We start from the raw sequence: 22,167 nt of genomic DNA on the forward strand, positions 1-22,167 counted from the left end.
CGAAGTTCTGAGTGACACAATACTTCTTAATAAAGAATTGTATGCTAAAAGCATACAACTAATAGCTGTATTTGTATTTCATATAATTCACTCTTATTAGTTAATTATCTTTAACTAAAACAATATGATAGTAAATGAAGATAGAGTCACCATTATATAATATAAATTAAGTTATTCCCTTAATGCACGACGCAATACTTTACCCACAACTGTCTTCGGTAGCTCATCGATAAACTCAATGATTTTAGGCTGCTTATAAGCGGTTAGTTGCTGAGTACAATGTGCTTTTACTTCATCTTCTGTCAATAAATCGCCTTCATTTAAGACAATATACACTTTAATTTGTTCACCTGATTGCTCTGAATTAACACCGACTGCCGCAACCTCGCGCACCGGTGCAAGTTCCATAATAATATTTTCAACTTCAGCCGGATAAACATTAAAGCCAGAGACAACAATAATATCTTTTAAGCGATCGACGATATAAAAATAACCACGCTCATCACAATAAGCTATATCACCAGTTTTAAACCAACCCTCATCATCCAATGCCAGCTGCGTTGCATGCTCATTCTGCCAATACCCTTGCATCACTTGTGGGCCACGCACACAAATCTCACCAATATCACGAACCCCTAAAGTCTCACCCTGCTCACTGCATATTTTCACCTCTGTTGATGCCACAGGTAAGCCAATGCTGCCCGTAAACCCAGTTTGTTGCAGTGGGTTTAAAGTCACTAATGGCGATGTTTCACTAAGGCCATAGCCTTCAACAATCGGTTTACCTGTTACTTGCTGCCATTGTTCTGCCACTTTTTGCTGCAAAGACATCCCACCAGCAATCGCAACACGCAAGTGAGAAAAATCCAGCTCATGAAAGCTTTTTTGATGCAAAAGCGCATCATATAAGGTATTTACCCCGGTTATTCCAGTAAAGGGGGTTTTTGCTAAAACATTTAAAAAATCCTTTAAATCGCGCGGATTGGGGATTAATACATTAAGGCCACCTAACATGACAAATAGAAATAAATTTGCAAGTAGCGCAAAGATATGATAGAGAGGGAGTGCGGTAATCATCACTTCCTGCCCTCCTCGTAAATCTTGACCAATCCATGCTTTAGCTTGCAATAAATTCGCAATAATATTGCGATGAGAAAGCATCACTCCTTTAGGGTGACCCGTTGTACCGCCGGTATATTGCAAAAAAGCTAAACATTCAGCATCAAGCCTCACTGGTAATAGCGTATAACTTTCACCTTGACGTAAAGCATCACTCAAACAAAGCGCTGGTGCAATCGACCAAGCGGGCACAGTACGCTTAACATGTCGTACGACAAAATTCACTAGCTGTTTTTTTACAAATGGATAAAGATCACCAACCGCAGTCACAATAATATGCTGTAACGATGTTTGTTGGTAAATATCCTGCAATTTGCTTGCGAAGTTTTCCAAAACTACCATGGCTTTAGGCTTCGCATCCTCTAAGACCTCTTCTAACTCGCGCGTTGTATACAGTGGGTTTAAGTTAACCACGGTTAATCCCGCTTGTAACGCACCAAATAACACCACCGGATACTGTAACAAGTTAGGCAGCTGAATCGCAAAGCGATCCCCTGGAACAAGTTTTAACTCATGCTGCAAAAAAGCTGCAAAATCAGAACTTAATTGGTATATCTTTTCATAAGATAATGAAAAAAAATGGCAACTAAATGCTGGCCGACCCTGATACGTTTTGCAAGCTTCTTCATACATTTGTACTAAAGAGCTGTATTGACTTGGATCAATATCTGTCAATGCACCGGGTGGATACTCTGATAACCAAGGCTTATCCATAAACATCCCTAATATTCCGTGTGTTATTACAATAAGTATATACAAAGTTCAGTCACAGTCTGGAATCGTGATTAAAAATCTGTATTATAGCGATATGCCCGATGAGGTTGGAACAAAATATGTATAAAACTAACCTAAATCAATATTAATTAAAAAGAGGAGGTGATTTTGAATATCTTCCACATCGATCAGCAGAGCGTGCACCGCCTCGATACACTCCCCAAAGAAGTCCCCAGCTCTGGTTATCTTTGGCTCGACTTTACCCGGGGTGAACAACATAATCTTTTTGAAACCGTCAAACAACTCTGCCAAGTGGATATTCATGAACGTCACCTTGAAGATCAGGTGACTGTCAATCACCCATCTGCTTTTGACAGTATGTACGATTATGACTTTCTTGTCTTTCGCTCGGTGAAATCTATTCATATGCCACAATTGCAAACAGACTCCTGCGCTTTCTTTTTAATCGATGACTTTCTCATCAGCGTGCATAACCCCGAAGATGAAGCAATACCGACAGTCGTCAAACGTTTAAGTATGACGCATCGGCGCATTCCACAGTACCCGGAGGCTTTGCTTGAAATGATTCTCGACACCAAGGTCGATCAATTTCTTGGTGTGCGTACCTTAATGGGTGAAAGCCTCGCTCGCTGGCAAAATAAATTACTCACTCATAATAAACCCTTTAAAAATTGGGATGAAATTATGGAGTTCAAAGGGGATATTCAAACTATTCGCACGCTGTGTGAAGAACAAGAAGACGTGCTGCGCAATTGGCGCTATAGCATCCGTACAGATGTTGCACTTGATCGCCAAGTCGTCGAACACTTAAACATTAATTTAAGTGATATCTCAGAACACATTCGCCGTGTATTGCGTCATGCGCAAAAATTGGAAAGTGACCTAGAAGCATTATTACAATTACACTTTTCAATTATCAGCAACCAAACTAATGAGGTCATGCGAGTACTTGCCCTGATGTCATCAATTTTTCTACCGACTACACTGGTCACCGGTATTTTCGGCATGAATTTTATCAAAATGCCTGGCCTTGATAATCCCCATGGTTACGACTTTACCCTTGTTGGCATGATAGGGATTGCCATTTCACTGATTATCTTTTTTAAACTCAAAAAATGGCTATAATTTAAAGTCATTTTTAAGCTAAAAATAAACGTAATAAAATAAAAAAAATAGCGATAGTATAGATAAGCTTAAAAAGTCGCTATTGGTTTTAATTTTACTCACCATGCCTTATTTCGCTATTTTGAATATCTATTCGCTCTTCAGAAAAATCCAGCGTTGTTGTTGGAAAGGCGCACTGGCCACCATGGGCCTCAACAATGCGTAATAACCTTAATAACACATCTTCACGAATCCCTTGATACTTCACCCACTGCGTTGTTTTCGTAAAGGTATACACTAAAATTTCTAAAGATGATGGGCCAAGGTCCTGTAAATTGACAAACAGTGTTTGCTTTTGATCAATTTCAGGGTGCTCTTGGAGCATCACTCGCATAGCCGTTAAAATACTTTCAATACGGCTCACATCGCAATAACGAATCCCTACGATCACCTTAATACGACGATTTAACATCCGCGATGGATTTTGCACGGCAATATTAGGAAAAATAGCGTTCGGCACGTACAACGGCCGTTTATCAAAAGTACGAATACGCGTTAAACGCCAACCAATTTTTTCAACCGTCCCTTCAATTTGTTTATCCGGTGAAGCGATCCAGTCTCCCACTGAAAACGGCCGATCAAAATAAATTAATAAACCGCCAAAAAAATTAGCTACCATATCTTTACTGGCAAAAGCAAAGGCCACACCACCAATACTACCGAAAGCTAAAATACCAGACAAAGGAATATTAATGACTTGTAAAATCATAATTACACCCAAGATAATCACGATAATACGGCTAAACTTGGCAATGGCTCGTATCGATGCCTTATCTAAATTTTGTCCACGGCGCGAACCGCTCCAATGATCCAGACCATAAGTTTCAGCACGACTAATAAAACGCAAACATGCCCAAACCAATGCAACAACAATACCTGCCTCACGCGCAATGACTGTAAATTTCACACTAAAATGACTCTGTAGCCAATCAGGTGTAAAAGCAAACAAGTAAAGCAGAACACAATACCAAGCAAGTACACGTATGGGTGATTTCAATGCAAAAATAAAAAAATCATCCCAAATATTTTTAGATTTAGCTGATTGCTTTAGCAATAGATTCATTACAACAATATAAACGCGGTCCAATACAAATACAGTGAGTAAAATAACAACCGCAAGGCCTAAAGACGTCAGTCCATTTTGATCATTTAAAAAATAGTTAATTATATTGTGCATAATTGAGCAGCCTGTACACGCTGAAAAGTTTGTTGATAACGAGCGTCTTGCTTTAACGCTGCAAGCGATTGCAAAGAAGTCGATCCATAAAAATTTTGAACTCGAGCACTTAAATCTGTTGCCAAACTTGAAGGTAATGAGTCAAGGACCGCAAGCACATCGTCTCGCTCATTACACAATAAGGCCATATCACAACCCGCTTGCAAAGCAGCCTGTACTCGAGCCACTGCATCTCCTTGGTGAAAAGCGGCGCCCATGCCTAAATCATCTGAGAATATCAGCCCTGTAAAGCCAAGTTGCTCACGCAGAATATTCTGCAGCCAGTAGTGCGAATACCCTGCGCTTGCTTGATCAACCTGAGGGTACACGACATGCGAGGCCATCACACCCGCGAGCCCGGCCTGAATCATTTTGCGAAAAGGCAGCAAGTCGTTTTGCCATAATTCACTAAAAGAGCGTGTATCCACAGGCAAAGTCAAATGTGAATCTTCAACGACACCGCCATGCCCCGGATAATGCTTACCAACGGCTACTGTCATACCCGCTTGGCGCATGCCTTGCATAAGCTTCTCTCCAAGTGCTGCAACAACCTCAGGTTGGTCAGAAAATGCACGCTGGCCAATGACCTGACTCGCATCATCACGTAAGTCTAAAACAGGTGTAAAACTAAAGTCCACACCACAGCTTAAAAGCTCACTGGCTAAGAGCCAACCCACATCTATGGCCTCTTGCAAAGCTTTTTGAGAGTCACTATTATAGCGCTCGCCCAAATGCGCCATCGCCTCAATCGCTGAAAAACCATTATGAAAGCGCTGAACTCGCCCACCCTCTTGATCAACGGCAATCATCAATCGTGGTGATTTAACCGCTTTAATCTGTGCAGTTAACTGGGCAAGTTGCTCTGGATCACTGTAATTACGCGCAAATAAGATAACCCCACCAATTAACGGATGGGCAAGCAATCGATGTTCTTCACGACTAAGATCAATGCTTTCAATTCCAACCAGTAACGGACCTAACATTAAAAAATATCCTATTTTCTATACACTATATATTTGCTATAAATAGCACTATTATAAAAACACGTTATTTTGAATCGGGTCCGCGGCCATAAAAATTATTTGGAAACGCCGTAACATTACTCTTTGATTTACCGTTGCTATCCGTATGTTCATGAATTTTAACAGAGCCCTTTTTTTCAACTTCATCAATACGAATAATCGCACCAACAGGAATATAACTCCGCTTCACATCCGCGAATTCAGCTTGCAACCTTTCCTCTGCTGGGTCGATTAGAATCGTCGAGCGCTCAAATATATATTCTTCAACCTCAATAAAGCCAAATAGATTGCTTTGACTCACTTGCTTTGCATAGATTTCATAAGTGGCCCCTTGATTGATAAAGACCACTTTATACATAGTATTATCTGTCATTACTTCACTCATCTCCAATGATCTTATTCGCAAGAATATCAGCTTTAGAGTGAAGTTCAACTCCCGATTACTGTGTGAGATCTTCTATCCAGCGCTTAAGATCACATAATTGCTTTTCTAAAACATAAGTATCGGCCAACGCTTGAGTCAATAACGCAGCCCCCTGCAACTGACTTATATATTTTTGTGCACATTCAGCAGCATGCTCACTACTTACTAACTGCACAAACTGCTGCTCAACCCAAGAGAGCAGTTGGCAAAATAACGCCCGAGTAGCTTCACCAAGTACGCCTTGCTCACGACTAAACTCCAAACTTAAGCTATTTAAAAAGTAACCTGACTCAGCAATTACTGTCGCTTCTTCTTCAACTTCAAGCAACAACGCAGTTAATCGCAGCATAGGCCCATCAAGGTCATTTAAACCTTGCAAATGATATTTTAAGTTTTTACTAAAACGCTCAATCACTGCAAGTGCAAGCATTTCCTTTGTTTTATAGTAATAATAGACATTTCCCAAGGGAACATCCGCATGTTGAGCAATGTCTGCGAGTGTTGTCTTACTAAAACCTTGCGTATGAATCAGCTCACGAGCTGACTCTAATAAACGCAGCCGTTTATCATTTTTCCTGATTAGGTTCATTGCTTGCCTCCTGCTTGTTTAAAAAACGTTGCCATCCTGGGTGAGCTTGAAAACGAGCACCATAGCGCTTACTCAAGCTCTCCAACGTCTTTAATGCTTGATGACCTAATTGCTTGGCATACTGTGCTGGCCCCCCTCGAAATGGAGCAAAGCCAGTCCCAAAAATCATCCCTAAATCAAGTACATCAGCATCTGTGACAATATTCTCATCCCAACAGGCAACCGATTCATTCAGTAATCGCATAATTAAGCGCTCTTGAATATCAGCAGTCAACATGTTTGAAGCTTTACTTTTCACCGGCTGACCCTCCCGATATTCATAAAAACCGCGCTTTGCTTTTACGCCTAAATGACCTTGCTCCACTTTCTCCTGTAATATCTTAGGCACCTCACCACCATACGCCGCACACAGTGTCTTTGCAACCGATAAACATACATCTAAACCCACCTGATCAGCCAAGGTCACAGGCCCCATCGGCATGCCAAATGCAAGAGCGGCCTCATCAATATCTTCACAACGAACACCTTCTTCAAATAACTGCACACTTTCTAATAAATAAGGCAATAAGATGCGGTTGATCAAAAAGCCTGGCGTAGATTTTACCTCCACAGCAATCCGGTCTAGCCACTTGGCAAATGCCTTCGCCGCCTGAACAGATTGAGCTGCTGTCTTTTCAGAACGAACAATTTCAACTAACTTCATTTTGGCAACAGGGTTAAAAAAATGAATACCGACTAAGCGTTCAGGCTGCTTCATCGCCTTTGAAATCTCATCTAAAGGAATAGACGATGTATTCGTTGCTAAAATTGCATCTGCCCTCGCTTCTTGCTCTAGCATTTCAAAAAGCGTTTGTTTAATTTGCACATTCTCAACAATGGCCTCAATAATCACATCAGCATCACTAACACCAACTCCTTCTGGATCTGCCGTTAACTGATCAAGTGCATTTTTGACCAAGTAATCCGTGCGCAAGCGACGCTGCAAGAGCTTTTTCGTACGAGAAAAGGCGCCTGCAATAGCATCAGGGCTTGAATCTTGCAAAGTCACTTGTAAGCCATTAGCCAAACACCATGCGGCAATATCTCCTCCCATCGTTCCAGCGCCAACCACATGGACCCGTTTAAATTCATAACTTCCCCGAGCTTCTGCTTTCAAACGCTCTTGCAATAAAAAAATGCGCACCAAATTTCTGGCCGCCTCTGTTTTCGCTAATGCTTCGATACCGGCAATTTCGGCATTCAAGGCCGCATCACGTGATAGGCTTTTCTGCCAAGTACTCAGTATTTGAAATGGAGCGGGGTAATGCTCTGAACGTGCTTTTTCTCGTAATTTAGGCTCAATCAGCCACTTTGCCAACCAAGGCCTTGCCCATTTTTGCGACGTTAATACCTCAGTCCAAGGCAATTTTTTAGGTGATGGTGTGGATAAAATAAAATGTTTAGCCGCTTTGACTAAATAATACTCAGCAACCACTTGATCAACTAAGCCCTGTTTTTTCGCTGGCTGTGCACGTAATGTTCGACCCGTTAACATTAAATCAAGTGCATTCAAGCTACCAACGCGCTCAGGTAACCGTACCGTCCCACCCCAAGCTGGCTGGATACCGAGCATCACCTCAGGCAAACCTAAGCGCGTTTTCACACTATCACTGGCAATTCGATAACGACAAGCTAACGCCAACTCCAAGCCACCTCCCAAACAAAAACCATGAATCAAAGCGACGGTTGGAATGCCAATATTTTCTAATTTATTAAAAACAGCTTGACCCTGACGCACATAAGCCAAGGCATCTGCAATATTTTCTAAACCTGCAAATTCATGGACATCCGCCCCAGCAATAAAGCCTGAAGATTTTGCAGATTGAATCACGATGCCTTGTAATGCCTTACCCTCAACTTCCTGTATTAAAATAGTCGCCAACTCAGTCAAAGCAATTTTACCTAGGGTGTTCGTCGATGACTGCGGACAATCTAAACTTAACCATAAAATTTGATCACTATCACAGACAACCTGCCAAGCACTGTATGAACTCACTCAACTGTCTCCTTTTGTTGGCAGTTTTCAATCAACATCGCTCCACCCTGCCCACCACCGATACACAAACTAGCAATTCCTTGTGCTGGTGCATTGTTAGATTTTAATACCTGTGCTAAATGCAATAAAATTCTTGCCCCTGAAGCGCCTACCGGATGCCCAATTGCAATCGCTCCGCCGTGAATATTGACTTTTTCTCGGTCAATCACACCATAAGCTTTCCTAAGCTTTAACTCGCTTTTGCAAAATTCAAGATCATTAAACGCAGCCAGACAAGCCAATGTCTGCGCGGCAAAGGCCTCATTAATTTCCCAACAATCTATCTGTTCTATAACTATTTTCTGGCGTTTTAAAATCTGATGACTCGCGTAAACAGGCCCCAGACCCATGTGTCGAGGATCAAGCCCTGCCCAAGCGACATCTTTAATTTTCGCTAACGGTTTTAGCTGATATTTTTTAACCGCTTTGTCACTGGCCAATAATAATAAACAAGCGCCATCCGTAAGCTGCGAACTATTACCTGCAGTCACATGCCCATAAGGCCGATCAAAAACTGGCTTTAGCTTAGCTAAGCGCTCAGCGGTTGAGTCAGTTCTAACACCATTATCAATTAAATAGCTACTGCCTTTACCATCATATAATGGCGTAATTTCTTCGCTAAATATATTATTTTTCTGTGCTGCCAGAGCACGCATGTGGCTTTGTGCCGCCCATGCATCCATCATCTGCCGATCAATATGAAAGCGTTTAGCGATAATCTCAGCAGTTTGCCCCATCGATAGTCCAACCACAGGGTCAGATAAACCTTTCAATAAGGCACTTTCAGGCTTTAAGTTTTTAAATGGAAACGAGGGAATAAGCTTTAATCTTTGCCAATGCCCTTTTGCTTTTTGTAGCTGCGCTAACCAACGCGCAATATTAGGATGGCTCATCAAGGGAGCGTGACTCATCGCCTCACACCCGCCTACCAACACAAGATCATGACGCCCACTGGCAATCAGCTGTGCACCACTATCAACCGCCTGTAGCCCAGAGGCACAGTTACGCTGCACAGTAAACGCCGGCGTGCTTTGTTCACACCCTAAACGTAAACCAACAATACGTGCGATATTCATTTCATCAGCAGCAGCGCCACCGCAGCCAACGACAATGTGCTGGATGATTTTCGGAGAGAGGGAAAGCTTCGAAAAAAGACTTTGTCCTGCTCGTACAGCCAAATCAGCGGCAGCAAATGGCCCAGGTGCTGGAACTTGTGCACGTAAAAAGGGGGTCCTCATTCCATCAACAAGATAGACAGCTCGCCCTGGCAAATCTGTACTCATATGTGGAGTCCTTGTTTTTGTCCTTGTAAGTCGGTTTGCAAACTTATTTTTCCCAGCATATCGGTTTTCACCTCTTAAAATCAAGTTTTACTTTAGCAAAAATGCTTATATATAAAAAACAGAAAAACAGCAAAAAATATCGGTTTTATAGCCTATAATCTGACAAACAGTTTCTATTTTACCTTGAGAGTTTTGCCTTAGGTAAATTTAGAGAGCCTAGCCATAGCTCAATGATAAAAAATACTTATAACACCTATCACTTACACTTTTTCTTCGACTTGACTCTCATTACTTAATTTCTTTAAAAATTCAGTCGCACTTTCACCTGATTTTTGAGCTAAGTCTTCTAACTGACAAAGGTTTGGCATCGCTTCCACTAAATCAATCACTGAAAATGGTACGAGATTGACGCGTTCTTGATTCATACGTGCAACGGTTTCTTCAAGTAAGATAAAAGTCTCGACAATTTTGCTGATTACTTCTCCTTGTGTTGTACCTAACGTTTTTTCTTTTGCTTTATTTTTTGAGTAATCTGCCACCAGCTTTGACACACCATAGACACGTTGGGTCACCAACCTACGCTGTTGATGAAACTTATTCTGTCTAAAAGAAGCCATCAAACGCTGATAATATTTCGAAGTAAAGTACTGTTCTAACCAACTTTGCAACTCATCACCATCTTTAATTGAAAGTAAACCCTCATTTTTCTGCTTTGGCCATGAACAATAAGAATAACTTGATATTTTGTAAAATAATTTTCTAACTTCACGCGCATCACACCCTGGATTCACATCTTCTGCCATTTTTACAGCACCCGCTAAACCACCATCACATAATCTCGCAATCAATCGACTAATATAGTTAATTTGCTCATGATTTAGCTTCTTCCGCTGCCGTGCCATAAAAACTACCTCCTAATACCTCACCTCTAACCTAAGTGTAAGTTACAAATAAATAAATTGTCGGCATTGCCATACTGCAACACTATTTTTAAATCTTACTAATTAAGACACGCTCACAGTACTTCATAACCAATGTTTCAAAACCAACTACCCTTTAATAAACTAATCTCTAAATAATCTCACCGTAGGAGTAACCAAGATGAGACGTTTTCAACAGCTTATTGCTATAGTCAGCATGATCATCTTCAGCTTTTCTAGTTACGGCCTAGAAAAATTGCGTATCATGACTGAAGACTACCCACCTTTTAATTATCTTGATAAAGATAAACAGCTTAAAGGCTATGCCGTTGAATTGCTTACTGAAGTTATTAAAAAAATTAATGCTCCCCAGGATATCGCCGCTATCAAAGTTGCCCCATGGGCACGTGGTTACTCTCAAGCGCAGAAACCTGGATTAAAGAACATGCTATTCGCAACCACACGCACTGAGGAACGTGAAATTCTGTTTAAATGGGTGGGCCCAATTGCTCAAACTAAAATTGTTGTCTTCACCTCTGCAGATAACCCCATTACTATTAACAGTGCCGAAGACTTAAGAAAATATAAATTTGCGGCGATTCGGGGCGATATCGGTGCTATTTTACTAGGTAGCAATAAGGTACCCACTGCAAACATTCATCAGCTTAATAAATTTAGTTTATTAACGCGCATGGTTGAGAAAAAACGTGTTGATATGTTCGCTTATGAACAAAGTGGCGCGATTGACTTGATGAAGAAAAACAATATTGATACAAGCAAGTTTAAAGTAGCTTATGTCTTGAAAAAAGGCGAGTTATATTATGCATTTAACCTTTCTGTCGATGAAAAAACCATCAACGCTTATCAACAAGGCCTTGAAGACGTTAAAAAAGACAGTGTCTTTATCAAAACAATCACTGATAAATATTTAAAATAAACCTTCAACTGACTGGGCTAGATTACTCTTTGATCTAGCCTAATTTAATAATACATATCATTAATAAACTGCAGGGTTAAACAACCAAATACCGGCCTACATATCTAAAGTCTATATCGTAAGTGACAAATGCTAGAAAAACGCCGATACTTTTAACACAACACTCAAGCGTTGACCTTTGATTTTTACCAAAATATTCGTTAGATGAAAATAAAGAAACCCGCCATCAAATACACCTAGCCACCGGACTTAAATATATAATCATACTAACAGCAACAGTAAGTATAACTAACTTGCTGAAACTATAGAGGCGAGATACACTGTTGGCATAAAAACAGGCTCTATTCCTAGACATAAACACAAAAAGACCCTGATAAGGAGTTGGTTTAATGACGCATAATTATGCTATCTTGCAAACAAGTAGTGCAAGTTGTCCTGAAGATTTCTATCATGCCCCATGCTTAACAGAGGTCGTCAACCTTGATACTCCTGCTATTGAGGCTTTCATTGATTTTAAAAACAATCCGCCACTCTCGATTTTTGCCGATGCCAAGCTCGATGATGCAATCAAGGAAGCGAACTACTCAGTCGCTCATACCCTTATCGTTAAAAACCAAGATATTAAAATGCTTGGCTTGGTTTCTTCTCGCCAATTACACGGTGAGTTGCCAGTGCGGATTAGCCAAGATCGTGGCACACCTCGTTCCAATATTGCCGTCAACCTCGTCATGTTCCCCATTGAAGAATTATTATGTATCGACTATAAATTAATCACAGGCGCACGTGTTGGCCATATCGTTGACACACTACACGACAAGCGGACCCCTTATCTTCTCGTCCGTGATAACGAGAAACCCCATATTATTCGTGGCATGTTTTCAGCGTGGCAACTTAGCAAACAGATCGGTACACCCAGCGTTGCTAATCACCTCTCTGAAGCATCATCTTTAGCAGAGCTTAGTCGCATTAGCCGCAGAAGCTCTTAATTTACTTCACTTTTTGCTCCTGCACCCTCACCCCATTCAATGCTATACTAAGCGCTTAGGTTATTCTAGGAGCTAGTCGATGAAAGAATGGGGTATTAAAACACGTGTCACCCTACTCACCCTCGTCCCAACACTGACCATATCAATTTTGCTAGGTAGCTACTTTATTAGTATTCGCTTGCAATCTTTAGAACAAACATTGCAACAACGTGGTAATGCCTATATCAGTCAACTATTACTTGATACACAAGCACGTTTACTAACTCACCAAGGTTCACTCAAAGAAGTGACTGATGCTGCTGTTACCTATAGTGATGTCGAAGGTGCCTCAGTCTTTGATAGCAACGGACACTTACTCGCTCATACGGGTAAAAATATTAGCCTTGATGATATGGAATTATTCTCACCCAATACACTTAGTCATCTGGAACAACGCACCATGACGAGTGGTACCAATCTTGTTTTCCTTGTGCCAATCACACCCAATCATGCAAGTGCCAGTTATAGCAACACCAAACCAATTGGCTGGCTCGCATTACAAATGACACGTATTCCGACCATTTTAAACCAATACCAAACTTTTTTTGTTACTTTGTTTATCATCTGCATCGGCTTAACGATTAGCGCACTCTTTGGTTTACGGCTTGGCAAAGATGTCACCGATCCTATATTACAACTGGTCAACGCCATTAAAAAATTAAAAGATGGCCAGTTTGACACACGAGTACATACCGGTGCGGGTGGCGAACTAAAAGCCCTAGAAACTGGCATCAATAGCATGGCTATCTCGCTTAATCGCTCTCATGAAGAGCTACAACAAAGTATCGAACAGGCCACCGCAGATCTTCGTGAAACACTTGAAACCATCGAAGTACAAAACATAGAGTTAGACATCGCAAGAAAGCAAGCCCTAGAAGCCAGTCGTGTAAAGTCTGAGTTTTTAGCCAATATGAGTCATGAGCTACGTACTCCACTCAATGGCATTATCGGCTTTACTAACTTATTGCTCAAAGCCAAGCTCACAACACGCCAAGCCGATTACACCTCAACCATCCATCGCTCAGCAGATCGTCTACTGCGTATTATTAATGACATTCTTGATTTCTCTAAGATCGAAGCCGGCAAAATGCAGCTTGAGCCCCACATGATGGCATCGCGTGATTGCTTTGAAGAAGCCTTAATGTTACTTACTCCAAGCGCCCATGAAAAACGTCTAGAACTTGCATTTATCATGTATAACGATGTCCCCAATCAGATCATTGCTGACCCTTTACGTTTAAATCAGATCGCAACCAATCTGATTGCCAATGCAATTAAATTCACCCATAAAGGACGCATAGTCGCCCGTCTCTCTCTGGAAGATGAACAAGATAATGACGTCACACTATGCTTTGAGGTTGCAGATACCGGTATCGGTCTTTCAAAACAGCAACAGCGTAATTTATTTCAAGCCTTTACTCAAGCAGATGCAAGTACCACGCGAAAATACGGTGGCACTGGTCTCGGCCTTGCTATCTGTAAACGCTTAGCAGAGCAGATGGGTGGCAATATCAACGTCAGCAGTGAAGAAGGGCAAGGCGCCAGATTTTGGTTTACATTTAAAGCTAAACGCGTCACAGAAATGCCATCTCAACCGGCGTTATTTATCAACAAACACGCATTACTTTATGAGCCTTATGAGGCTACTCGAACATCCCTACGCCATTTATTACAATTATGGGGATTTCAAGTGACCTATACCGAGCACTTACAACGCTTAACCGCATTGGCCCAAGAGATGCAAGCCGATATTATCCTCATCGGTACCAATACAATTGAAGAATCAAGAAAATTACAAAAAGAAACGCTACCACAAATCAGTCGCTCTTGCCAAAGCCCCATTCTTCTTCTCGCCAACTGCTCAGAAGAAATGCTCTATAGTAGCTCAAAGCCAATTGAAGCCTCAGCATTGATTGCCAAACCCATACGTCATCTTTATTTACTACAACAAATTAGCGCTTTACTAGATTCAGATAAAGAACAACCTCCTTTAATCCAATCAAAACATGCTTTACCACTACCAACCCCCACGGAATATCATAATATTCATATTCTTGCTGTCGATGATAATAGCGCAAATTTAAAGCTAGTCTCTGCATTATTAGAACAAATTGGTGTACAAGTTGCTACCGCAACCAATGGTATAGAGGCCATCGAATTATTTAAGAAGAAACACCTTGACTTGATCTTAATGGATATCCAAATGCCTATTATGGACGGCATACAGGCCTGCAAAGAAATCCGCAAAATTGAAGCTCCCCTGGGCAAACACACCGCGATTGTTGCCTTAAGTGCTGATGCAACAGACCATAAAGAAATTATGACTGAAGCTGGCTTAGATGACTATCAAACCAAACCCATTAATGAAAATCAACTCAGAGCGCTAATTTCACATTGGACAGACACGGATATTAAAACTCATTCGGCCACCTCCCTCTCAACTTATCAACCTATTGAACATAGCTGGCCTAGCCTTGAGCATATTGATATTCATGAGGGCATTAAGCTCACCAGTGGTAGTGAAGCGCTTTTCTTTGAATTGCTAGAATTACTCATTAAACGCTTACCTGAAGATCTTCAAGCCATCAAAACAGCTTTCAATAATCAAGCTTTTGATGAACTTAGCCACTGTGTTCATAAGCTTCATGGTGCCAGTTGTTACTGCGGAACACTAAAATTAAAAACAATCTCAGCTGAACTAGAAAAACAATTGAAGCCACCCCGAAAACATCATCAGCTCAAGCCTGCTATCAACCAACTTATCACTGCCATTCAAGGCGTTTTAAGTGATGCAGAGCAACTTGCAATAAAGCACCCTAATCATTTCAATAGTAAGGCATCATAGCCAATTCATGGTCAAGATGAAATGCAGCCACATTTGCGCTGTGCAAAGCATGACTGATTTTTTGAAATAAATGACTCATATCACCCACGGCATACACACCTGCCTGTGACGTCTGATAGCTAGAGTCAACTGACACGATGCCTTCAGCAGTAACTACCAAGCCTAACTGATTGATTAACGCTCTATTATTCAACTGAAACTCTAAATGAATAAACACACCACGCCGCAAGAGTACATCATGGTCTTTGTCACCTTCTAGGTGAAAATTAATAAATTGACCAGGCTCACCAGAAACAGTACAAATTTTCTGAGTATTAGTCTTAATCCCAAGCTGATCCAGCTCATGTTGCTGCTCAGCGCTAAAATTAGCCTGACCCTCGGTAAACACAGTTAAATCACTCGTCCATTTATGAATAATTTTTGCCATCATATAGGCCTCATCATTCGGGCTATAAATAGCGAGCGGTAAATCTCTTAACTCATAAGCAATACAATAAGGACAATGAAAAATATTATGAGGCCAAAACGGCTGAATCCCTTCAATATTAGGCAATAAATCTGTCACTCCCGTTGCGAATATAACCCGTTTAACAATCAGTGAACTCGCATCGCTTAAAGTCATTAAAAAGTCATCATAACCTTCACGCTGCATGATCCTATTAACCTGTAAATAGCAGCGTTTTACCTTACTAAATCTATCAAGCTGTTGATTCGTCTCTGCAATAATCTAATGTGGCGACTTGTTTCCATATCCCACGACATTATAAGCTTTCAGCGCGTGATGATTCCTTGTTCCTTGTTGTGAACCTACTAACAGTACACGCCGATTTGCATTCGCTAAAAATAACGTTGCCGCTAATCCTGAAAACCCCGCACCGATCACTACAACATCATAATCACAATAACTCACATCATCACCTGCAAAATTAATCAATAATCACTGTTTTAATATTCATAAACTCGTGCAAGCCCTCAGCAGCCAGCTCACGGCCAAACCCTGATTGCTTAATGCCACCAAAGGGTAATCTCGGATCAGAAGCAACCAATGTATTAACCGCACAGGTTCCTGCCTTAATTTTATCACGCGCAATCTTCTCACCTCGTTTAATATCACGAGTAAATACTGCAGCTCCTAAACCAAAGGGCGTGTCATTCGCAATATTAATGGCCGCAGCTTCATCTTGGGCTGATAAAATACTTACAACAGGGCCAAACAACTCTTCATCATAGGCCGGCGTGCCTTTTTTCACATCAACCAAAATAGTCGGCTCATAATAATAACCCTCGCCTTCTGCACGTTTGCCGCCTAAAATACACGTTACGCCTGCTGCAACACTCCGTTGCACTTGCTGATCCAGCTGTTCTAATAAATCTAAGCGCGCCAGCGGGCCCATCTTTGTTGACGCTTTCATAGGATCCGCACAATGGTAAGTTTTTACACACTCGATAACCTTGCCAACAAATTCATCATAAATTGCATCAACAGCAATAATACGCTTAGCAGCAATACAGACCTGCCCCGTATTATTTAAACGCGACATCACGCATTGCTCTGCCGCTAAATCCAGATCCGCATCGGCTAAAATAAGATAAGGGTCACTACCACCTAATTCTAATACTACTTTTTTCAATGCCTGTGCTGCTTGTACACCTACAGCTCTACCCGCCCGATCACTACCAGTTAACGCCACACCTGCAACATCAACATGCTCTATCACGGCAGAAATTAAATCAACATCAATCACCAAACTACGAAACAAATGCTTAGGAAAGCCAGCGTTAACAAACAGCTTTTCAAGCATAAGCGCCGCACCTGTTGAATTTGGAGCATGCTTTAGCAATACAGCATTTGCTCCCATAATATTGGGCACAGCAAAACGTAAGACCTGCCAAAAAGGAAAATTCCAAGGCATAATTCCTAAAATAACCCCTAAAGGCTCATAACAGCGATAGCTTTTAGCTCGTCCAGCGTCGATTAATTCAGGCTGCAATTGGCCCTCAGCAAACTCTGCGTAATACTCACAAAGCACTACGCATTTTTCAATTTCTGCTTGTGCCTGAGTCACCGGCTTACCCATCTCTTCGGTAATAATGCGTGCACAAGACGCTTTTTCCTGACGTAATAAAGCAGCAAGCTTGTGCATTAAACTCCTGCGCTCACGCCAACTGGATGTTTCCCAGCACCGTCTAGCCAGAGCAGTATCATCAATAATTGCGAGAACTTCTTCTCTGGACATTGTTTCATATTGATGAAGCAATACACCTGTCGCAGGGTTTATTACCTTTAATATAGCCATGCTCTTCTTCTCCTAATGACCTTAAAAACTAAAAGCTAGCTTAATAGTATTATTTTTTTAACTTGAGCTTTATTAAATCAAGCCATATAAAATTATATAAAATCACATGGAGAGTATGGTCTACCACTCTAACAGATTATGCTACATCTTTAGTATGACTATTCTTCATTGATAGGCCGACAAACAACCCAATTATAAATCATAGCAATGATAACACCACCAATGAAACCGTCCACAAGCCCCCATAGGCCACCAACAAATCCTTTAAAGAAAGTTGGCATAGCCTAAATATATTACCACAGGCCCCGCATAACCATAGGCCGCAGCCAACCAAGCTAAAATAACTAAAGTCACCCCACACACAATACCAATCGCTAATCCTAAGCCATAGACACTTAATCTTTGGTTCTTCCTAACCATTTATTCCATCCTAAATTTATACGTAACTACAAATAACATGAAAATTTATTTTAAATCTTTTAGACTGATTGTGCCACTGCCCTTCCCAGCTAGCCAAGTACTACAGCTAGCGTAAGCGTCGCCACTGTGCTCTCACATGACTCGCAGCGATAGCTAAACATTATTAAAATCACATTTAAAACATCCCTACAACCTTAACACCACATATCCACATCATCATAATTTGGAACTAAAAAGCCCAATTATTCCGTACTTAACACGCCTTAGCTGACACTTCTTTATTCATAACTAATTAATAAATAAAGTCTTAATAGACAACTAAATAATGATCAATAAAAAACAATTTAATTTAACCCCCCTTTATTGTATGATTTATAATCAAAACATTTTCATAATAAATATTACCGTCATTTTATAAGTATTTAATATTATTAAAAATTGAAATCAGCTTAATTATTTAATCTGCTGTTGGAGGAAAAAATGTTGCTGGAAGACTTGCGCCTTAATCTACTAAGGTTACTTGAAGATATTCATAAGCATGAAGCAGAAAAAGGTGCTGATTCTGATTACATTTCTTTTCTTGCTGAATGCAAGAGTGAGGCTGAGAAGGTCCAATCAAATGAAGATATTACGGTTATTTTACATAAACTTCAGCATCACAATGAGTTTAAAAGGCATTTTTCTTCAAATCAGCCTTCCGGTCCTTCTATGTCTAGAGGAAACACAGAATACGCTGAAAGACTCAAGTCGTTAGAGAAGTGTGTAGAGCCTGCAACTTTAGAGTTAGTTTCAATTGAATCCAGTTCTGATTCAACCCAAACTCCCCCTGTTTCTCCTGCAATGGCTAAGACAGCTTTAAACTTATCTCAAACTCCAGCCGTTCTAGATGAAAAAGATTTCTCAATCCTAAATCAAGAAGATTTAGCAACCCCAAATCAAAAAGCTTCAGAAGCTCTAGATAAAGAAGAAAAACTTAAACAAAAACAGTTCTTAGCAATCAAGCAAGCACTTAAAGCATCAAATACATCAGCAGAAAAACAACACGTGCTTGATAGCTGTACTACATTACAACAATTATGCTTTGCTGCAGCTGTCCGACGAAAAGGCGGCTTTTTTCACCAAAAACACACCACAACAACAGGTGATTTATTACTTCAGTTGCTCAAACGCCCTGAATATAATTTGCTAAAACAGGATATTTTTCCTGGTAATCAACGTGTTTCAATGAGAGGAATCCGACATTACGGACGATATGGAACGCACGCTCCACAACACGGATATTTTCTAAATACTAAAGCCCGTGATGATGAAAATTTCTTCTCTTTATCAAACAATCCCGATAAAAATCAACCCATGTTGTTGTTTGATCGTTACTTCAAAAATAATCATAACTCTTCTTATGATCATGATTATTCGGCTGTGGAAAATTTAAACCCTTAAAGATGACTTTATTGAAGTTCACTCTAAAAAACATGAACTCGCGGCTTTGCTGGCGACTTTGATAAAGCCTTGCTAAATTTAATTCTTTTTATAAAATTAACCATTTACTTCATAACGCATTGATTTTCCCTTAGGCCTGCATTTTATTAACAATAAAAAATTTTTTTTATTTTTTAAATATGATATTAAAGTCTTTTCGGTCAGGCTTGGTATTAATACTAGCAAAGTAATTTTTAACTCGTTTTATCGTTTCAACCATGCACAGCGGATAGTTATTATCATAGATTTTTTTAAACCGTAACTGATTTATTGGGCCTAAGTTGTCTTGCATTTCTGCTTTAGCAAGTTCCTTAGTCCATTGTTGGCACTGACGATGGATATTTTCTTCAAGCTGTTTAGACAATTGAATTGAAAAATTCTCAACCAGTGGACTATTAGCAATAACCAAAGGAGGCTGCATTATTGATAAATAAAATACAATAAAAATAAGGTTTTTTTTTATCATAAAATTTATTAAATTTAGCATTCGCTAATACTATCTCTGAACAACAAATCGCAAAGCCGCAATTAACTTTGGGTGCGCAGAATCCGCCTCTTTAAGCTCATATAGCTCATCCAATATTTTTTTTAAGCCATCAATCGATAAATTTGCAAGCTGCAATAATTTTTGATTCGGCTCAAGTTTCCCTTGACGAAAGGCTTCTAAGACATCCTCAATCAAACTGCATAAGTTCTCTAATTCAACGGAACCGGCAATTTTAGCATTGCCTTTCAGGGTATGAATCGCACGGAACATAGAGTTAATGGTATCACTGTCTTTTGGATTTTCAGCAAGAAGATCTACAGACTGCGTCAGCTCATTAATTAAATCATCACATTCACCTCTAAAATAAGGTAAGTCATCTTGCTCTAAATTCAAACTGTCATCCTTTCTCTTTTAGCTGAGCACTTAATAATATACAAATAATAGATAATATATAAATAATAGACCCGATAAGAAGCAAAAGTAGATAATCCCTAATAAATACAGCCCTAATTAAGCAATAAAATAGCCGTTTAAGAACGGCTTTAGCTATAAACAACAACTTAACACATTATCTATAAAATGAGCCCCTTTCATTCATCCACTGATATTGCTGTTGAGTGGCATAATTCTGTGGATCATCTACAGATTGGCTTTGACACAGCGAGTACTCAGCAGCAAACGATATAACAGAAAAAAGCAACAATAAAGCCGCCATCACTATTAACAAAATAACATTTTTTTTCATGAAGTTAATCTCTCATAATTAAGGGTTTGACTTAAAACAAACACTACTTTATATTGAAACCATATAAAAAATAAACTTAAATGAAATTTAATTCATTATTTAGAGAGCTATGGCAAATAATATCAGCATATTTTAATTGATTATGGCTCGCTTAGACTATAGAGCCTTAAAAGGGCCTTAAACTAGAGTAACTTTATTTTTTATATATATTTCATAGAATTTTTCAGAATTATTTTGATGAATAACCTTTTAATATTTTTAAGTTTATATTTAACTGAGGCCCTACTTAAAAGGCTAACAATATGACTAAAAAGCGCTTTATCAGTTTAGATTTCGATGGTTGTCTTTATAATGAGAATATAGATAACGCTCGAGCATTTCATAGCCCAGGCAACCCCAAAGAAGACCTAACTTTAGAGCACCTTATAACAATTAATCAAAAACTTATTGATCACCTTGATAGCCAAGCAAAAGAATTTGCATCATCGACTGTTTTCCTCGGCTCTGACCGTCAAGACTACAAAAAAGAAGAACTCAATTCGAATAGAGAAGGCCAGTACTGCTATCCATTTATGGTTGATTTTGCTAAAAAAATTAGCGCAGAATTTGACTCTGTGTTAATGGCAGATATCTATAATGACTTAGCTCCAGGAGAGTCATTTAGACAAGCTTTGCAAGATTATCATAGTCATGAAAAACATGAACAAGACCCACAAACACAGCCTGATCCATCAAAGCTTACGCTTTTATATGCCCAAATGCATAAAGCCGCAACCGAAAATCCAAACGATATAGTAACTTATGAGTTTTACGATGATAGAACAGATATATTACTTAGCTTGCAGGAGATATTTAACTCAAACCCTCATATGATTCCAAAGAATATTACACTGTACTTGAACCATTATGACAGCGTAAACCTACAAAATTTATTAATTATTCAAGGAGAAGGTAATCCAGATAGTCAATATCAACACACACTAAAAAATCCAGCATATAGAAAAGTCTCAGCCAACCCAGCAGAAGCACAGGCAGATTACTCAATCAGTGAGTTAATAAAAGAAAATTTTCCAAAAATTTCAAAGAGCTTTTCGCAAATTAAACTAGAACTTCAACAGCTAAACCTGCCAAAACTAAAAAAATCACTCATTAGAGAAGCTTCAAGCTTACAAGATCTCTGCTATTTTGCCTCAATGAAGCAGAATCAAGGTCCCTTAGATCCAAAAAACCTAACACCTTCAGAAGCTGCAACAGCAAATGCAGACACCGCGCTCGATGACAAACTTGCTCAACTGTTAAACCTACCTGAGCATAACTTACTTAGGCAAGAGATACGTCCAGAAAATGATAATGTCTGCCCAGAAGATATCGTAAGCGTCGCTACCT

General features: G+C 39.9%; 21 protein-coding genes. 6 read left to right on the top strand and 15 right to left on the bottom strand.

Annotated elements, in window-relative coordinates; genetic code table 11:
* Window positions 1-171: 171 nt before the first annotated feature.
* Window positions 172-1,833: an AMP-binding protein gene (locus C200_RS09350; RefSeq protein ID WP_032126615.1), complete on the bottom strand. Its 1,662-nt coding sequence runs from the start codon at window positions 1,831-1,833 to the stop codon at window positions 172-174.
* 162 nt (window positions 1,834-1,995) lie between these two features.
* Between C200_RS09350 and C200_RS09355 the strand changes: the two genes are divergently transcribed.
* The gene (locus C200_RS09355; RefSeq protein ID WP_122941582.1) at window positions 1,996-2,979 is read left to right on the top strand and encodes a magnesium transporter CorA family protein; all 984 of its coding nucleotides are present in this window, start codon (window positions 1,996-1,998) and stop codon (window positions 2,977-2,979) included.
* A 94-nt stretch (window positions 2,980-3,073) separates the two neighbouring features.
* Here C200_RS09355 and C200_RS09360 read toward each other — a convergent pair whose 3' ends face one another.
* The 7 genes from C200_RS09360 to C200_RS09390 form a co-directional block, all read right to left on the bottom strand.
* Complete coding sequence (locus tag C200_RS09360; RefSeq protein WP_016210028.1) at window positions 3,074-4,195, bottom strand: mechanosensitive ion channel family protein; 1,122 nt, start codon at window positions 4,193-4,195, stop codon at window positions 3,074-3,076.
* Complete coding sequence (gene nagZ, locus C200_RS09365) at window positions 4,183-5,217, bottom strand: beta-N-acetylhexosaminidase (RefSeq protein ID WP_016210019.1); 1,035 nt, start codon at window positions 5,215-5,217, stop codon at window positions 4,183-4,185. Before nagZ ends, C200_RS09360 begins: the two co-directional genes overlap by 13 nt.
* A 64-nt stretch (window positions 5,218-5,281) precedes the next feature.
* Window positions 5,282-5,641, bottom strand: a complete 360-nt coding sequence (locus C200_RS09370; RefSeq protein ID WP_032126616.1) for a DUF1820 family protein — start codon at window positions 5,639-5,641, stop codon at window positions 5,282-5,284.
* 55 nt (window positions 5,642-5,696) lie between these two features.
* Window positions 5,697-6,269: a TetR/AcrR family transcriptional regulator gene (locus tag C200_RS09375; protein WP_016210007.1), complete on the bottom strand. Its 573-nt coding sequence runs from the start codon at window positions 6,267-6,269 to the stop codon at window positions 5,697-5,699.
* Window positions 6,247-8,304 (bottom strand): 3-hydroxyacyl-CoA dehydrogenase NAD-binding domain-containing protein, encoded by a 2,058-nt coding sequence (locus C200_RS09380; RefSeq protein WP_016210023.1) that lies wholly within the window; start codon window positions 8,302-8,304, stop codon window positions 6,247-6,249. Before C200_RS09380 ends, C200_RS09375 begins: the two co-directional genes overlap by 23 nt.
* Window positions 8,301-9,626 carry an acetyl-CoA C-acetyltransferase gene (locus tag C200_RS09385; protein WP_016210021.1) on the bottom strand — a complete coding sequence of 442 codons (1,326 nt, stop codon included), beginning with the start codon at window positions 9,624-9,626 and terminating at the stop codon, window positions 8,301-8,303. Before C200_RS09385 ends, C200_RS09380 begins: the two co-directional genes overlap by 4 nt.
* Before the next feature lie 260 nt (window positions 9,627-9,886).
* Window positions 9,887-10,528, bottom strand: coding sequence for a hypothetical protein (locus C200_RS09390; RefSeq protein ID WP_016210004.1), 642 nt, complete (start codon window positions 10,526-10,528; stop codon window positions 9,887-9,889).
* A gap of 199 nt (window positions 10,529-10,727) precedes the next feature.
* Between C200_RS09390 and C200_RS09395 the strand changes: the two genes are divergently transcribed.
* The 3 genes from C200_RS09395 (at window position 10,728) to C200_RS09405 (ending at window position 15,353) form a co-directional block, all read left to right on the top strand.
* The gene (locus C200_RS09395; protein WP_016210008.1) at window positions 10,728-11,483 is read left to right on the top strand and encodes a substrate-binding periplasmic protein; all 756 of its coding nucleotides are present in this window, start codon (window positions 10,728-10,730) and stop codon (window positions 11,481-11,483) included.
* Window positions 11,484-11,872: 389 nt separating this feature from the next.
* Window positions 11,873-12,469 (top strand): CBS domain-containing protein, encoded by a 597-nt coding sequence (locus tag C200_RS09400; protein WP_016210027.1) that lies wholly within the window; start codon window positions 11,873-11,875, stop codon window positions 12,467-12,469.
* Between the two features lie 79 nt (window positions 12,470-12,548).
* On the top strand, window positions 12,549-15,353 hold the full coding sequence (locus tag C200_RS09405) for an ATP-binding protein (RefSeq protein ID WP_016210005.1): 2,805 nt from the start codon (window positions 12,549-12,551) through the stop codon (window positions 15,351-15,353).
* Here C200_RS09405 and C200_RS14245 read toward each other — a convergent pair.
* From C200_RS14245 to C200_RS15455, 4 genes are all read right to left on the bottom strand, one after another.
* Window positions 15,334-16,005: an NAD(P)/FAD-dependent oxidoreductase gene (locus C200_RS14245; RefSeq protein ID WP_016210012.1), complete on the bottom strand. Its 672-nt coding sequence runs from the start codon at window positions 16,003-16,005 to the stop codon at window positions 15,334-15,336. The genes C200_RS09405 and C200_RS14245 overlap by 20 nt on opposite strands.
* A gap of 75 nt (window positions 16,006-16,080) precedes the next feature.
* Complete coding sequence (locus tag C200_RS14575) at window positions 16,081-16,287, bottom strand: FAD-binding protein (RefSeq protein WP_016210009.1); 207 nt, start codon at window positions 16,285-16,287, stop codon at window positions 16,081-16,083.
* A complete protein-coding gene (locus C200_RS09415; RefSeq protein ID WP_016210025.1) occupies window positions 16,280-17,650 on the bottom strand; it encodes an NAD-dependent succinate-semialdehyde dehydrogenase in 1,371 nt (456 codons plus the stop codon). Before C200_RS09415 ends, C200_RS14575 begins: the two co-directional genes overlap by 8 nt.
* Before the next feature lie 264 nt (window positions 17,651-17,914).
* A complete protein-coding gene (locus tag C200_RS15455; protein ID WP_016210020.1) occupies window positions 17,915-18,070 on the bottom strand; it encodes a putative membrane protein in 156 nt (51 codons plus the stop codon).
* Between the two features lie 480 nt (window positions 18,071-18,550).
* Between C200_RS15455 and C200_RS09420 the strand changes: the two genes are divergently transcribed.
* Window positions 18,551-19,510, top strand: coding sequence for a hypothetical protein (locus C200_RS09420; protein ID WP_016210016.1), 960 nt, complete (start codon window positions 18,551-18,553; stop codon window positions 19,508-19,510).
* 166 nt (window positions 19,511-19,676) lie between these two features.
* Here the strand turns inward: C200_RS09420 and C200_RS09425 are convergent, their stop codons facing one another.
* The 3 genes from C200_RS09425 to C200_RS15460 form a co-directional block, all read right to left on the bottom strand.
* A complete protein-coding gene (locus C200_RS09425) occupies window positions 19,677-19,958 on the bottom strand; it encodes a hypothetical protein (RefSeq protein ID WP_236611050.1) in 282 nt (93 codons plus the stop codon).
* 87 nt (window positions 19,959-20,045) lie between these two features.
* The gene (locus C200_RS09430) at window positions 20,046-20,429 is read right to left on the bottom strand and encodes an Hpt domain-containing protein (protein WP_016210017.1); all 384 of its coding nucleotides are present in this window, start codon (window positions 20,427-20,429) and stop codon (window positions 20,046-20,048) included.
* A gap of 175 nt (window positions 20,430-20,604) precedes the next feature.
* Window positions 20,605-20,781, bottom strand: a complete 177-nt coding sequence (locus C200_RS15460) for a hypothetical protein (RefSeq protein ID WP_016210010.1) — start codon at window positions 20,779-20,781, stop codon at window positions 20,605-20,607.
* Between the two features lie 302 nt (window positions 20,782-21,083).
* On the opposite strand from C200_RS15460, the gene C200_RS09435 reads away from it, so the two are divergent.
* Window positions 21,084-22,167 (top strand): hypothetical protein (locus C200_RS09435; protein WP_033923744.1); only part of this gene is annotated, 1,084 nt, incomplete at its 3' end.

The organism is Piscirickettsia salmonis LF-89 = ATCC VR-1361, from assembly GCF_000297215.2.
Lineage (GTDB): Bacteria > Pseudomonadota > Gammaproteobacteria > Piscirickettsiales > Piscirickettsiaceae > Piscirickettsia > Piscirickettsia salmonis.